18 protein-coding genes and 1 pseudogene are annotated in these 13,957 nt (G+C 59.4%); 8 read left to right on the top strand and 11 right to left on the bottom strand.

Features of this window, described 5'->3' with window-relative positions; genetic code table 11:
* Positions 1-59 precede the first annotated feature (59 nt).
* Entirely contained in the window at positions 60-542 is a 483-nt protein-coding gene (locus KW062_RS04950) for a glutathione peroxidase (protein ID WP_027618548.1), read from the top strand.
* 145 nt (positions 543-687) lie between these two features.
* Positions 688-1,791, top strand: a complete 1,104-nt coding sequence (locus KW062_RS04955) for an NADH:flavin oxidoreductase (protein WP_027618549.1) — start codon at positions 688-690, stop codon at positions 1,789-1,791.
* Here the strand turns inward: KW062_RS04955 and KW062_RS04960 are convergent.
* Both KW062_RS04960 and cysZ read right to left on the bottom strand, forming a co-directional pair.
* On the bottom strand, positions 1,760-2,983 hold the full coding sequence (locus tag KW062_RS04960; protein WP_105755077.1) for a glycosyltransferase family 4 protein: 1,224 nt from the start codon (positions 2,981-2,983) through the stop codon (positions 1,760-1,762). The genes KW062_RS04955 and KW062_RS04960 overlap by 32 nt on opposite strands.
* 40 nt (positions 2,984-3,023) lie before the next feature.
* Positions 3,024-3,779: a sulfate transporter CysZ gene (cysZ, locus tag KW062_RS04965; RefSeq protein ID WP_105755102.1), complete on the bottom strand. Its 756-nt coding sequence runs from the start codon at positions 3,777-3,779 to the stop codon at positions 3,024-3,026.
* A 314-nt stretch (positions 3,780-4,093) separates the two neighbouring features.
* On the opposite strand from cysZ, the gene trxB reads away from it, so the two are divergent.
* Positions 4,094-5,050, top strand: coding sequence for a thioredoxin-disulfide reductase (trxB, locus tag KW062_RS04970; protein ID WP_027618551.1), 957 nt, complete (start codon positions 4,094-4,096; stop codon positions 5,048-5,050).
* A 58-nt stretch (positions 5,051-5,108) separates the two neighbouring features.
* Here the strand turns inward: trxB and KW062_RS04975 are convergent, their stop codons facing one another.
* From KW062_RS04975 to KW062_RS05000, 6 genes are all read right to left on the bottom strand, one after another.
* Positions 5,109-5,447, bottom strand: a complete 339-nt coding sequence (locus KW062_RS04975) for a HopJ type III effector protein (protein WP_027618553.1) — start codon at positions 5,445-5,447, stop codon at positions 5,109-5,111.
* A complete protein-coding gene (locus KW062_RS04980; RefSeq protein ID WP_027618554.1) occupies positions 5,440-5,736 on the bottom strand; it encodes a DUF1244 domain-containing protein in 297 nt (98 codons plus the stop codon). The genes KW062_RS04975 and KW062_RS04980 overlap by 8 nt, the downstream gene beginning before the upstream one ends.
* 96 nt (positions 5,737-5,832) lie before the next feature.
* On the bottom strand, positions 5,833-6,204 hold the full coding sequence (gene folX / locus KW062_RS04985; protein WP_027618555.1) for a dihydroneopterin triphosphate 2'-epimerase: 372 nt from the start codon (positions 6,202-6,204) through the stop codon (positions 5,833-5,835).
* Between the two features lie 2 nt (positions 6,205-6,206).
* Entirely contained in the window at positions 6,207-6,767 is a 561-nt protein-coding gene (folE, locus tag KW062_RS04990) for a GTP cyclohydrolase I FolE (RefSeq protein ID WP_027618556.1), read from the bottom strand.
* A gap of 21 nt (positions 6,768-6,788) precedes the next feature.
* Positions 6,789-7,499 (bottom strand): dihydromonapterin reductase, encoded by a 711-nt coding sequence (gene folM / locus KW062_RS04995; protein ID WP_105755078.1) that lies wholly within the window; start codon positions 7,497-7,499, stop codon positions 6,789-6,791.
* 69 nt (positions 7,500-7,568) lie between these two features.
* A complete protein-coding gene (locus tag KW062_RS05000; protein WP_027618558.1) occupies positions 7,569-8,138 on the bottom strand; it encodes an antibiotic biosynthesis monooxygenase in 570 nt (189 codons plus the stop codon).
* A gap of 211 nt (positions 8,139-8,349) precedes the next feature.
* Between KW062_RS05000 and KW062_RS05005 the strand changes: the two genes are divergently transcribed.
* Positions 8,350-9,309 carry a MerR family transcriptional regulator gene (locus KW062_RS05005; protein ID WP_105755079.1) on the top strand — a complete coding sequence of 320 codons (960 nt, stop codon included), beginning with the start codon at positions 8,350-8,352 and terminating at the stop codon, positions 9,307-9,309.
* A gap of 3 nt (positions 9,310-9,312) precedes the next feature.
* On the opposite strand, the gene KW062_RS05010 is transcribed toward KW062_RS05005, so the two are convergent.
* A complete protein-coding gene (locus tag KW062_RS05010) occupies positions 9,313-9,918 on the bottom strand; it encodes a hypothetical protein (RefSeq protein WP_027618560.1) in 606 nt (201 codons plus the stop codon).
* Between the two features lie 54 nt (positions 9,919-9,972).
* On the bottom strand, positions 9,973-10,446 hold the full coding sequence (locus KW062_RS05015) for a PAS domain-containing protein (RefSeq protein ID WP_027618561.1): 474 nt from the start codon (positions 10,444-10,446) through the stop codon (positions 9,973-9,975).
* 154 nt (positions 10,447-10,600) lie between these two features.
* On the opposite strand from KW062_RS05015, the gene KW062_RS05020 reads away from it, so the two are divergent.
* Positions 10,601-11,056: a flavodoxin gene (locus KW062_RS05020; RefSeq protein WP_105755080.1), complete on the top strand. Its 456-nt coding sequence runs from the start codon at positions 10,601-10,603 to the stop codon at positions 11,054-11,056.
* Here the strand turns inward: KW062_RS05020 and KW062_RS05025 are convergent.
* A pseudogene (locus tag KW062_RS05025) lies at positions 11,037-11,423 on the bottom strand (LysR substrate-binding domain-containing protein); the annotation flags it as partial. The gene KW062_RS05020 and the pseudogene KW062_RS05025 overlap by 20 nt on opposite strands.
* Between KW062_RS05025 and KW062_RS05030 the strand changes: the two are divergent.
* From KW062_RS05030 to KW062_RS05040, 3 genes are all read left to right on the top strand, one after another.
* A complete protein-coding gene (locus tag KW062_RS05030) occupies positions 11,403-12,050 on the top strand; it encodes an LrgB family protein (RefSeq protein WP_105755103.1) in 648 nt (215 codons plus the stop codon). The pseudogene KW062_RS05025 and the gene KW062_RS05030 sit on opposite strands and share 21 nt — an antisense overlap.
* Before the next feature lie 142 nt (positions 12,051-12,192).
* Entirely contained in the window at positions 12,193-12,966 is a 774-nt protein-coding gene (locus KW062_RS05035; RefSeq protein WP_105755081.1) for a class II aldolase/adducin family protein, read from the top strand.
* A complete protein-coding gene (locus KW062_RS05040; RefSeq protein ID WP_027618565.1) occupies positions 12,966-13,868 on the top strand; it encodes an alpha/beta fold hydrolase in 903 nt (300 codons plus the stop codon). The genes KW062_RS05035 and KW062_RS05040 overlap by 1 nt, the downstream gene beginning before the upstream one ends.
* The last annotated feature ends 89 nt before the right edge of the window (positions 13,869-13,957 follow it).

Raw genomic sequence — 13,957 nt, forward strand, 5'->3', positions numbered from 1 at the left:
GCCGGAGCATAGCGTGCTAAGGGCTTTTCGAGAAAAACACGGGATATCTGGAGTTTGCCATGAGTGCTTTTCACGACCTTACATTGAAAACTCTGGACGGTGCGGCATTGCCGCTGGCGCCTTTCAAAGGCCATGTCGTACTGGTGGTCAACGTCGCGTCCAAGTGTGGTCTGACCCCACAATATGCTGCTCTGGAAAACCTCTATCAGCAATATAAGGGGCAGGGTTTCAGCGTCCTCGGTTTGCCGTGCAACCAGTTTGCCGGGCAGGAGCCGGGCACTGAGAGCGAGATCAAGGATTTTTGCAGCCTCAACTATGGCGTGAGCTTCCCGTTGTCGAGCAAGCTGGAGGTCAACGGTCACGAGCGTCACCAACTGTATCGGCTGTTGGCCGGCGAAGGAGCGGAATTTCCCGGGGACATCACCTGGAACTTCGAAAAATTCCTGCTGGGTAAAGACGGCCGCGTTCTGGCGCGTTTCTCACCGCGCACTGCTCCGGATGATCCTACGGTGGTGCAAGCTATCGAGAAGGCGTTGCGCTAGTTTGCCTTTGCTGGCGCCGGGATCCCGGCCCAGCAAATTCTCCCTTCGTTTTAAACCTTAATCATTCAAATCAATAGTGCTACCCAAAGCATTCATCGCTCCATATTATGCTCGTCATAAACCTCGCGTCCCTGTGGAGTGCCGCATGCCTGTTCAAGCCTTGTTCAAACCTTTCCACCTCGCCAATCTTGAGCTGCCTACCCGTGTGGTCATGGCGCCGATGACCCGTTCGTTTTCCCCGGGTGGCGTGCCGAATTCCAAAGTGATCGAGTATTACCGTCGTCGTGCGGCGGCTGGCGTGGGTTTGATCATCACTGAAGGCACTACGGTGGGTCACAAGGCAGCCAATGGCTACCCGAACGTTCCGCAGTTCTATGGCGAAGCGGCTCTGGCCGGCTGGAAGAAAGTCGTCGACGCGGTGCATGCCGAAGGCGGCAAGATCGTCCCGCAACTCTGGCATGTCGGTAATGTGCGACGCATAGGCACTGAGCCGGACGCCAGCGTTCCAGGCTACGGCCCGTCGGAAAAACTCAAGGACGGGCAGGTCGTGGTGCACGGCATGACCCATCAGGATATCCAGGACGTCATCGCGGCCTTCGCCCAGGCGGCCAAGGATGCGCAAAGCGTCGGCATGGACGGCGTGGAAATCCACGGTGCCCACGGTTATTTGATTGACCAGTTTTTCTGGGAGCAGAGCAACCAGCGTACCGATGAATACGGCGGCAGCCTGGCCAACCGCTCGCGCTTTGCCATTGAGCTGATCCAGGCGGTGCGCGCTGCGGTGGGCGAAGGTTTCCCGATCATTTTCCGTTTCTCACAGTGGAAGCAGCAGGACTACAGCGCGCGACTGGTGCAGACGTCCGAGGCACTGGGTGAATTCCTCAAGCCGTTGTCCGACGCCGGTGTGGACATTTTCCATTGCTCGACACGGCGTTTCTGGGAGCCGGAATTCGAAGGATCTGACCTCAACCTCGCTGGCTGGACTCGCGTGCTGACCGGCAAACCGACCATCACCGTTGGTAGCGTTGGTCTGGACGGCGAGTTCCTGCAGTTCATGGTCAACACCGACAAAGTCGCGCAACCGGCTAGCCTGGAAAACCTGCTGGAGCGCCTGAACAAGGACGAGTTCGATCTGGTGGCGGTGGGGCGTGCGCTGCTGGTCGACCCGGATTGGGCACAGAAAGTCCGTGACGGACGCGAAGGCGAGATTCTGCCATTCAGTCGCGAAGCGTTGATGACACTGGTGTAAGCGGCGTCTCAACGGACGTTGGCGCGGGGCCCTGGCAGGCGCCGCGCAACTGCCCCTCGAACTGCTCGATGATCGCCGCCCAGCCCTGACGGCTGGCGTGCTGGCGGGCATTGAGGCGGATGCAGCGCAGGGTTTCCGCTTGTTCCAGCATCCAACTGGCGGCGTCGCAAAAAGCTTCTTCATCACCCGGCATCGCCAACACCCCGTTGTAGCCATGGCGGATGTGCTGCGCGGCGGCGGCCTGATCGTAGGCCACCACGCCCAAGCCTGAGGCCAGCGCCTCAAGCACCACATTGCCAAAAGTTTCGGTCAGGCTGGGGAACACAAACACATCCCCCGAGGCGTAGTGGCAAGCCAGCGCTTCGCCACGTTGTGAACCACAGAAGATTGCCTCTGGCAGTTCTTCCTCCAGCGCCGCCCGTTGCGGACCATCGCCCACCACAATCAGCTTCATCCGCCGTTGTGGATAACTCGCGAGCAGGTGCTCGTAACAGCGTTTGAGCAACCCCAGATTCTTCTCCGGTGCCAGTCTGCCGACGTGGATCACTGCGATATCGTCAGCGCCAAGCCCCCAACTTTCCCGCAACGACGCCAGCCGTTTGGCCGGATGGAACAACTGACTATCGACACCTCGGGACAGCAGCGACAGGCGCTCGAAATGCCGCCGTTCCAGTTCCAGTTGCTGGCTCGCGCTGGGCACCAGGGTCAGGGCCGAGCGATTGTGGAACCAGCGCAAATAGTGGGTCAGCAGGCGCGTCAGCAAACCGAAGCCATATTGACTGGAGTACTGCTGGAAGTTGGTGTGAAAGCCGCTGACCACGGCGATTCCCAGGCGCCGTGCGGCGCGCAACGCAGACAGGCCCAATGGCCCTTCAGTGGCGATGTACAGCACGTCCGGACGCTGACGTTTCCAGCGCCGCAGCAACTTGTGCATCGACGACTGGCCCCACTGCAGACCGGGGTAGCCCGGCAGTGGCCAGCCTCGGCACAGCAAAACGGCATCGTCGCTGGTGGCTTGTTGGTCGCAATCCTGGCGCGGGCGGACCAACTCTACCTGGTGTCCCCGCGCGCGCAAGCCATCGCACAGGCGGCCCAGAGTGTTGGCCACGCCGTTGATTTCCGGTGGAAAGGTTTCTGTGATCAGGGTGATATGCAGGGCTGTCGTCATGACCTCAGTGTCGGCTGAGGCCATGTCGTCATTGTGACGAGGTGATGACGAATAGGTGACCGACTCAGCGCTGGCGAGCGACCAGATTCTCCGCCCCACGCTCACGCACCCAGAACAGCGTGGCCCCGGCCACGGCCGCCGGCATCATCAGGATGTTCACCACCGGAATCAGCAGCACCAGGTACACGCTGCCGCCAAAGCTCATGCTCTGCCAGCGTTTTTCCCGCAGCCAGGCGAGCATCTCGTTCCAGCCCAGTTTGTGGTTGTCTGCCGGGTAGTCGATGTACTGGATCGCCATCATCCACACGCCGAAGATCAGCCACAGCGGCGCGGCGATCAGGTTGACCACCGGGATGAACGACAGGATGAACAGCGCCAGCGCCCTGGGCAGAAAGTACCCCAGTTTGCGCATCTCGCGAGCCAAGGTGCGTGGGACCATGGCCACCAGTTCACCCCAGCTGAAGGCGGGGAAGTCATCGGTGCCACGCACCACCACTTCGACTTTTTCCGCGAGAAAGCCGTTGAACGGTGCAGCGATGATGTTGGCGAGCATGGTGAACGTGAAGAACACCATCAGCAGCACCAGCACCACGAACAGTGGCCACAGCACATAACTGAGGAAGCTCAGCCAGTCAGGCAGCGATGGCATCAGCGTATCGACCCACAGGCTGAACTGATGACCGGCCAGGTAGATCAATCCGACGAACAGCAACAGGTTGATGACCAGCGGCAATAGCACGAACAGACGCAGGCCGGGACTCAGGACCAGCTTCAGGCCTTCGCGCAGATATTGCGGGCCGGACAGAACAGGGGCGGGCATAGGGTGCTCCGGGCAATGGGAAAACGCGCCGACCTTACCGGCTTTGCCCAGCAGGCGAAAGCACGGCAGCGGGATCGACATTAACTGTAACAAAGGCGCCGTGAATTCGACCTCCAGCACATAGAGACCGCCTATGAGCTGGATTGTTAATCCGTATTTCCTTAATCTTCGCCTCCTCGATACGCTGCACCCATTATTTTTCAGGGCTGTCCTACTACAGCGCTTCCCCAAGTGCAGGCACGGTCCTTTTTTATTCCAGCCGGCAATCCGGCAATCCGCGCCCGTTAACAGCGGCCGGTCGACAGGAGTGAGTCATGTCTGATGTACGTCATTCGCGTGTAATTATTCTCGGTTCCGGCCCTGCCGGTTACAGCGCTGCGGTCTATGCTGCCCGCGCCAACCTCAAGCCGCTGCTGATCACCGGCATGCAGGCAGGCGGTCAGCTGACCACCACCACCGAAGTCGATAACTGGCCGGGCGACGTCCATGGCTTGACCGGCCCGGCGCTGATGGAGCGGATGAAAGAGCACGCCGAGCGCTTCGAGACTGAAATCGTCTTCGACCACATCAACGCCGTCGACTTCGCTGCCAAGCCTTACACCTTGACCGGTGACAGCGGCACTTACACCTGCGACGCACTGATCATCGCCACCGGCGCCAGCGCGCGTTATCTGGGCCTGCCGTCGGAAGAGGCCTTCATGGGCAAGGGCGTTTCCGCCTGCGCCACCTGCGACGGTTTCTTCTATCGCAACAAGCCAGTGGCCGTGGTCGGTGGTGGCAACACCGCGGTGGAAGAGGCGCTGTACCTGGCCAACATCGCTAGCACCGTGACCCTGGTTCATCGCCGTGAAACCTTCCGCGCCGAGAAGATCCTGATCGACAAGCTCAACGCTCGTGTGGCTGAAGGCAAGATCATCCTCAAGCTCAACGCCAATTTGGATGAAGTGCTGGGCGACAACATGGGTGTGACCGGTGCGCGCCTGAAAAACAACGATGGCAGCTTCGACGAGCTGAAAGTCGACGGCGTGTTCATCGCCATCGGCCACACGCCGAACACTTCGCTGTTTGAAGGTCAGTTGACTTTGAAAGACGGTTATCTGGTTGTGCAGGGCGGCCGTGATGGCAATGCTACTGCCACCAGCATCGAAGGTATCTTTGCTGCCGGTGACGTGGCTGACCACGTTTACCGTCAGGCAATCACCTCGGCTGGCGCCGGCTGCATGGCCGCACTGGATGCCGAGCGTTATCTGGATAACCTGAAGAACGCTTGAGTCTGAGCGAAAGAAAAAACCGGCCTTGGCCGGTTTTTTCTTGTCCGCGATTCAGGGCTCAGCGGCGAGTCAGGGGCTGGGTGGTGAACTTCACACCGGCCAGTCCGTGGGCAATCAGCGCGCGGATGTTGCCGTGGTCGGTGCCTTCTGGCGTCGCCAGTACCGAGCGGTAGTGTTCGCCGAACGCCAGCAGGGCCTCTTTATCGCTCAGGCCTTCGAGCAGGGCCAGGCCCAGAGTCTTGCATGAGCCTTCGTTCTGGCCGGCGGCGTTTTCCACGCCGCCGTTGTTGAAGGCTTGTGGCTGGTAATCGTAGCCTGCAGCGATAAACGCCAAGGTATCGGCAAATGCATGTTCGCCGTTGTTGAGGCTGGCGCGCAGGGTGTTCAGGTCAGTCATGGGTTTTTCCTTTGGCGAACGCCGCCTGTTGTTCGGCGCTGGCTTCTTGCTGGTATTGGGCTTTCCACTCGGCGTACGGCATGCCATAGACGACTTCGCGGGCATCATCGAGGCTGACCTCGATCTGGCGCTCGTCAGCTGCGGCCTTGTACCACTTGGACAGGCAGTTGCGGCAGAAGCCGGAGAGGTTCATCAGGTCGATATTCTGCACATCCTTGCGGCTGTCCAGGTGGGCGACCAGCCGGCGAAAGGCGGCGGCTTCGAGTTCCAGTTGTTCTTGGGGTGTCATGGGGAGTCCCTGGGACAGCGGCAAGCTTCAAGCTTGAAGCTGCAAGATGGGTGGCGGTGGCTACTAGCTTAAAGCTTGAGGGCTATAGCTCCAAGCTCAGCGGCTCGCCGCGAGCGTAATCGAAACCGACTCGGCAAAGCGCAAGGCGTGAGGTTTGTCGACTTCAACTTCGGCGTACAACACGCTCTGGTTGGCCATGACCAGGTCGAGCAATTCCTGGGTCATGCGTTCGAGCAGGGCAAAACGGTTGCCCTCGACATGGGCGATGATTGCCTTGGTGATGGTGCGATAGTTCAGCGCGTGGTCGATGTCATTATCGCGCACTGCTTCCTGGGCTGCGTAGAGGATGGTCAGGTTGATCAGCACATCCTGCTTGTTGAGGATTTCGTCCTCATTGATGCCAATGAAGGTCCGCAAACACAGGTCTTTTACCCGGATCCGGGCCATTCCCGGTTGAAGTTGTGGCATTGCTACTTGCTCCGTCCAATCAATTGCAGGAACTCCTGGCGCGTGTTGCTCGAGTCGCGGAAGGCGCCGAGCATCACCGAGGTGTTCATGGTCGAATTCTGTTTCTCGACGCCGCGCATCATCATGCACATGTGCCGGGCCTCGATCACTACGGCTACGCCGGCGGCGTTGGTGACACCTTGCACCGCCTCGGCGATCTGCCGGGTGAGGTTTTCCTGGATCTGCAGGCGCCGCGCGAACATGTCGACGATTCTGGCGATCTTCGACAGGCCCAGCACCTTGCCTGTAGGAATATAAGCTACATGGGCCTTGCCGATGAAGGGCAGCAGGTGATGTTCGCAGAGTGAGTAGAGTTCGATGTTGTCGACGATCACCATTTCATCGTTGTCAGAGGCGAACAATGCACCGTTGACGATCTCTTCGACGCTTTGCCCATAACCATGACACAGGTACTGCATGGCCTTCGCCGCGCGTACTGGCGTGTCGAGCAGCCCCTCGCGATCGGGGTTCTCACCCAGGCCAATGAGGATCTCGCGGTACTGCTGGGGCAGGGTCGAGCTCATGCTGTTTCCTCGCGAGTCGGCTTACTTGACGTGCCGGCCGCCGTTGACGGTGAGGGTGGTGCCCGTGACATAGGGGTTGTCCAGCAGATAGCGCAGGCTCTGGTAGACGACCTCGCTGCCGGGCTCGAAGCCCAGCGCCGACTTGGCCAGGGCCTTGGCGCGGTAGGCCGCGTCGTCGTCAGCATTGAACAGTAGCAGGGCCGGGGCGATGCCGTTGACCTTGATTGCCGGCGCATAACGAGCGGCGAACGACAGGGTCAGGCTGTCTAACCCGGCTTTGCTGGCGCAGTAAGCAATGTGCTTGCTGCTGCCCTTGCGGGTCACATCGTCGCTGATGTGAACGATGTCGGCCGGGCTTGAGCGCTGCAGCAGCGCGGCGCAGTGCAAATTGATCAGGTAGGGCGCGAGCATGTGGACGTTGACCATCTGTGCGAAGGCGGCTGCTTCGTTGTCAGGTGTTTCCGCAATCCATGCCGAAGCGTTATGCACAATGGCGCGCAGGCAGGGTGTATGGCGCTTGAGTTCATCGATGAACGCGATAATTCCGGTTTCGCAGGAAAAATCCGCATACAAGGTGATGGCCCCCTGTTCACGCAAGGTCTGCACGCCCGGGCGCTCGGTGCGATAGCTGATGATCACCGAATGGCCGTCTTCCAGCAGGCGCTGCGCGCAGTGCAGGCCGACGCGCTGGCTGGCGCCGGTGATCAGGATCGGGGCAGGGGAGGAGGTCATGGACGGCTCGCTTCGCAGGTAGGGCAAAACTATACCAGTGCCGCGAGCCGGTTACCTCAAAGGCTGGAGTCAGTGATTTTGCGGTGCAACTTCGGCCGGCATTGACCGTGCAGGTGCACGGTGCAGCCAGTTGGCCAGCAAGCGGGTCGACAGTGGAATGAAAAAATAGACCATCAGCGGTGTCAGGGCCAGGGTGCTGATTAACACCCGTGCGAGCATGTCCAGTTCACCGAGCAGCGGACCCAGGACAAAGTTGAATAGCAGCGACACCGGGAAGAACGCCAGCCAGATCGCCACGGCCTGCTTCCAGCGTGGAGGGCGTTGATCTGCCGCGCCGAACCAACCGTCGATGCCGCTGACCCGGTGCTCCGAGGGATGGGCAAACAAGTCGCTGCCGCGTTCCAGCCATGCGGTACGCGAGGCGGAGTGCTCCCAGGCATGCAGGGTGTGCTCATCAGCGAAGCGGAAGATAATCTGGAATTCGTCATCACCGGGCGGCGGGGCCAGCACGCCGGAACCGAGATAACCGCTGAAGTCGGTGGCCAGTTGTTCGCCTTCGCGTAACCAGGCGATCAGGTCTTGATAGCGCCCGCTGGCAACGCGGCGCGCCACCATCAGGGTGACGGGGGAGGTCGACATTTTATATCTCCGTAGGACTCGCACGTGATTCCGGGTAGGAAGCGTGCACAGCGCAGCGCCGGGGTAGTGGGCTGCACCTTGGGACAAGCAAGGAATATTCCAGATTTTAGCAAAAAATAGCGTCGATATTCGTCGGACGTGCTGCCTACTTGTGTAGGAGGTAGCATTGCCCGCTAAAATAGGATCCAAATCGCTCCAGAGTTTTTCTCTCATGCCTGAAATCATTGAGCCTGCCGGATTGTCGCTCGAAGATCGCGCAGCCAGACAAGTGAATCTGGTTCCCATCCGAGATGTCGCGCGCTTGACCGGTGTTAACCCGGTGACCTTGCGTGCCTGGGAGCGACGTTACGGCTTGATTCAGCCGACACGCACCGAAAGTGGTCACCGGCTCTATAGCGAGAGCGATATCCGTGCGATTCGCAGCATTCTCGGCTGGATTGCGCGGGGTGTACCCGTCGGCAAGGTGGGCCAGATCCTGGCGCGGACTCAGGTCAATGAGGCGTTGTCGGACTTTATTCCCGATGAGTTGGTTCAGGCGGATTACGCGCAGTGGCAAGGACAGATTCGCACAGCAATGGTCAATTATGACGACCTTGAACTGACACGCATCTACGGTCAGGTGTTCTCTACCTATGCTGCGCCTGTGGTGTTCCAGAACATTTTCATGCCGGTCTGGAGTCAGGCTCTGCAGCACAAGGATCATTTTGCTCGAGCCAGTGAGTGGGTGATGCTTGATGCGTTCCTGCGTTCCCGGGTGATGCAGCGCCTGATGATAGCGCGGGGACCGAAAACCGCGCAGGTGGCAGTGGCCGGGATTGAAGGGCATTGTCTTGAGTTGGAGTTGTTGCTGGCCGGCTTGTATTTGAGCAGTGAGGATATTACGGTCAGGGTCCTGGCGCTCGGTAACCCCATTGATGAGTTGACGCTGATCTGTGAAAAAATCCAGCCGCAGGCGTTGGTGCTGGTTTCCAATCGCGCACCCGCTTCCGATTTCATGCGGCGCTTGAACCGCCTGGCAATGAGTGTGGATTGCCAAACGCTGTTGGCGGGGTCGGCTTCGGAATTGGCGCAAGACAAGCTGGCCGGTTCGTCGATCGGCTGCCTGGGTAATGAAGGGATGGGGATGCGCCAGCGTCTGCAGCACTTTCTCGGCGGAACGCTGGATACTTGATGCTCAGAGGTGCAGGGCGGGATGGCTCAGGCGATGCTGCTGGAGAATGTACTGGCGTAACCGCTCGGTTTCGCCGGTATTGCCCTGATTGAGTCGGTACGCATAAAAGCCTTGCTCGTTCTGCCGTTCGAAGGTCCCGCGCAACGCAATGCGCTCATACCCTGAAGGACTGAACCACAGCGAAAAGCCTTTCGGCGGCTTGGTGCGATTGCGCACTTCCAACAAGACACCCTTGAACGAAATTTCGTGCACCCACAATGCGCTTGGCTGACCTTTGGCATTTTCCAGGGCGACCGGCTCTTCAAGTGCCAGGCGCCAGGGTCGCACCATCGGCCCACCTTCATAAATGCTGGGCACGCCCAAGCGTAAATGCAGCGCATGAAATTCATCTTCTTCCAGGTGCAGGGGGAAGGTGATCTGCTGGTTTTCGAATTGCGCCTGGATAGTGACTTGTTCATTTGCCGCCAGACGGGTGAGCAGATCCCGGATTTGCGAACCGCCATTAACCAGCAGGCTCGACGTCGCATCACGCACGTTGAGCTGCGGGTTGTGTTGCATGGTTCGGATGAAGTCCAGCTCATCCTGGGTCAGGAGGGCGTCGCGCTGCATGGCTAGCTCGAAGGATATAGTTACAAAGTTATTGGTGATTGTAGTTAGTGACCATTAATTCGCTAACTGGTTCTGACCGCTGGTCGCCTTCAGTGCGCGAATTTCCGCCTGGGCTTCAGCCAGTTGTGCTTCCAACTGAGCAACACGTAACTGGGCCTTCACCTGCACGGTCACATCTTTTTGAACGCCGACAAAATATGTCTGACCGTCGCTCTCGTTGTAAACCGAGGAAAGCGACAGCTCATTCCAGAATGGTGTGCCGTCCTTGCGGTAATTGCGCAGGATTTCGCGGCACGAGCCATTGCTCTTAAGGGTTTCACGAACCGTATCGAGCGCCCCTTGCTCACGATCACCTGACTGTAGAAAACGACAGTCCTGGTAAAGAATTTCTTCAGCGCTGTAACCCGTAAGCTTTTCGAACGCCGGATTCACGTAAATCAGAATGGCGTCTTCGCCTTCCTTTTCAGAAATCACTATCCCGTCGTTCGAAGCATTAATCACCATTTGCAGCAATTGCGCATTGATCATCGGGGCATCCACTGGGGGTTGAAGGGTGCCATTTATTTTAAGGCATGGCCGACGGCTGTCCACATGCCATCAGTGCTCGTTGAGACTCAATCGCAGTTTTTTTTTGCCAGCTGTTAAGATCGCCGGTCTTTGACTCAGCTTCAGGATCAGATTGATGAAAGTCGCCATCCTTTCCGGCTCGGTGTACGGCACAGCAGAAGAAGTTGCCCGGCACGCGTGCAAGTTACTCAATGATGCAGGTTTTGAGGGCTGGCATAACCCGCGCGCCAGCCTTGCCGATGTGCAGGCGTTTGCCCCCGAGGCTTTGCTTGCCGTGACCTCTACCACCGGCATGGGCGAGTTGCCTGACAATTTGCAGCCACTGTACTCGACGCTGCGTGACCAACTGCCGGGCGCCTTGCGTGGGCTGCCCGGGGCGGTGATCGGTCTGGGTGATGCCAGCTATGGCGATACCTTCTGCGGTGGCGGCGAACAGATGCGTGAGTTGTTCGGCGAATTGGGCGTGCGCGAGATCCTGCCGATGTTGCGTCTGGATGCCAGCGAAAGCGTGACCCCGGAAAGCGATGCCGAGCCGTGGCTCAATGAGCTGATCACGGCATTACGCGACTGACCGGGTATTCGCGCAGCAGCGCGAGCCAGGCCTGGGCGGCTTTCGACAGATAGGCGCCCTGCCGCCAGATAAAGGTAATGTCCCAGCGCAGATAGTCAGGCGCCTGCAGGGCCAGGCGCGCGACACCTGGACGTTGCAGTGCGCGTGCAACCACCCTGGGCAGCAACACTACGCCCTGACCGGCCGCCACCAGGGCCACGAGAAAATCCGCCTGGCCGCTGCGGCCGCCTTCCTTGGGCGTGAAGCCGACCTGCTGGCAGGCCTGGAGCAAGCGTTCATTAAGCACGAAACTGCGCTGATAAAGCAGAAAGGGAGTCTCTGCCAACTCTTCCAGTCGCACGCTGGTATTGCTGGCCAATGGGTGTTCAGTCGCTGGCTCTATAAACGCAGCGGACGTTACCTGCTGTCACCCTTGATTCTGGTGCCCGCCATCCTGCTGCTCACGGCTATTGCGCTGCACGCGACCTATAGCGAATACGCAAAAAATATCCATTGGCTGATGGCCGTGCTGGGTCCCGTCACCGTGGCCTTTGCGGTGCCGATCTGGCAGCAGCGACAGAGGTTGATTCGCCATTGGCCAGCATTGCTCCTGGGCATGCTGGCGGGCAGCGCTGCTTCAATGGGCAGTTCGTTTGCCCTGGCTCGTGCACTGGCGCTGGACAGCTCGGTGACCCTGTCGTTGCTGCCGCGCTCGATCACTACGCCCTTCGCCATGCCCCTGGCCCATGACCTGGGCGGCGTGCCGGAGTTGACCGCGGTGTTCGTGATGTTCACCGGGGTGTTTGGGGCCATGCTCGGTGGGATCCTGCTCAAGTGGCTGCCGCTGCGCAGTGCGCTGGCGCGTGGCGCGTTGTTCGGCGTCGGCGCCCACGGTGCTGGCGTCAGCCGTGCCCATGAAGTGGGTGGCGAAGAAGGTTCGGTGGCGGGTCTGGTGATGGTTCTGACCGGCTTGCTCAATCTGTTCGCGGCGCCGCTTTTAACCCATTGGTTGTGATCCGCATCACGTCATATGAGACTTATCAGCTGACTGACTCGTTGGGTCAGTAAGCTGGCTGCCAATGCAACTACCCTAATCAACACTCCTGACTAGACTGCGATCACTGCCAGAAAATAATAAGAATCTCGAGGTCCTTGCCGTGAGCGTAGCCCCCGTCCAGAGCGTGAAAGACCAGGTCAGCGCCGCTGAATGGCAAGCCCGTGTGGACTTGGCTGCCTGTTACCGGCTGGTGGCCGCCCATGGCTGGGACGATCTGATCTTTACGCACATCTCGGCCAAGGTGCCAGGCACGGAAGATTTCCTGATCAACCCCTACGGCATGATGTTTCACGAAATCACTGCCTCGAGCCTGGTCAAGGTCGATCAGGCCGGCAACAAACTGATGGACAGTCCCTACGAAATCAACCCAGCCGGCTACACCATCCATAGCGCGGTTCACGAAGTGCGGCACGACGTGGTCTGCGTGCTGCACACCCACACTGCAGCCGGCGTGGCGGTGTCCACGCAGAAGCAGGGCGTATTGCCGATCAGCCAACAGGCGCTGTTTGTGCTGTCGAGCCTGGCCTATCACGGTTACGAGGGGGTTGCGCTGAATCATGAGGAAAAGGCCCGGCTGCAGGCCGACCTCGGTGACAACAACTTCCTCATGCTGCACAACCACGGCCTGTTGACCTGCGGTGCCAGCATCGCCGACACCTTTCTGATGATGTTCACCTTCCAGCGTGCCTGCGACATCCAGGTCCTGGCCCAGAACGGCGGGGCTGAACTGATTGCCATCGAGCCGCAGATCCTTGCGGGCGCCAAGGCGATGATCGCTGGTGTGACCCGCAGCGCACAAGGCATGGGCGGCGCACTGGCCTGGCCGGCATTGCTACGCAAGCTGGATAAACAAGACCCGGGGTACAGACTCTAATGCCACTCACCGAGATACCGCTATGCGTCTGGCGCAAACGCAGCCAGAGTCTGGTCTTCCGTGGTCATACCATTCGCTATTGGGTGGCCGGGCAGGGTGAGCCCCTGCTGTTGATCCACGGCTTTCCTACCGCCAGTTGGGATTGGCACTACTTGTGGCAGCCCTTGGCCCAGCACTATCGGGTGATCGCCTGCGACATGCTCGGTTTTGGCGATTCGGCCAAGCCCCAGGATCATGACTACTGCCTGCTGGAACAGGCCGACTTGCAACAGGCATTGCTGGCGCACCTGGGAATAGACCAGGGGGTGCACGTGCTGGCACATGACTACGGCGACAGTGTCGCTCAAGAATTGCTCGCCCGGCATGTCGAGGCGCGTGCAGAGATTGCCAGCTGCGTGTTCCTCAACGGCGGCCTGTTCCCCGAAACCCATCGGCCGGTGTTGATGCAAAAACTGCTGCTCAGCCCCTTGGGCTGGATGATCGGGCGCGCCTTTTCGCGTGATGCGCTGGTCAAGAGCTTCCGCCAGATCTTCGGCCCGCAGACTCGCCCCAGCGAAAGTGAGCTGGATGATTTCTGGAGTTTGATCGACAGCAATCGCGGCACGCGGGTGCTGCACAAGTTGATCAACTACGTGCCGCAACGCCGTGCCCAGCGCGACCGCTGGATCAGTGCAATGCAGTCGGGAGGCGTGCCGATGCGGGTGATTGACGGTGAAGTGGATCCGGTATCCGGCAGTCATATGGTCGAGCGTTATCGGGAATTGATCCCCAAAGCCGACAGCGTGCTGTTACCCGGTATCGGTCATTACCCGCAGATCGAAGCACCGGCGCAGGTGCTCCGGCATTACCTGGCGTTTCGTGATCAATTGGACTCGCCGTCGCTGAAAATCGCCTGCTCTTGATCGTCAGTCGCGGCCGCAACGGCCGCGACGGCGCAATCATCCCTGTACCTTATTGCCCACCATTCAGCCCCCGCCCAGTTGATTGTCGG

This window comes from Pseudomonas fluorescens (assembly GCF_019212185.1).
GTDB lineage: Bacteria > Pseudomonadota > Gammaproteobacteria > Pseudomonadales > Pseudomonadaceae > Aquipseudomonas.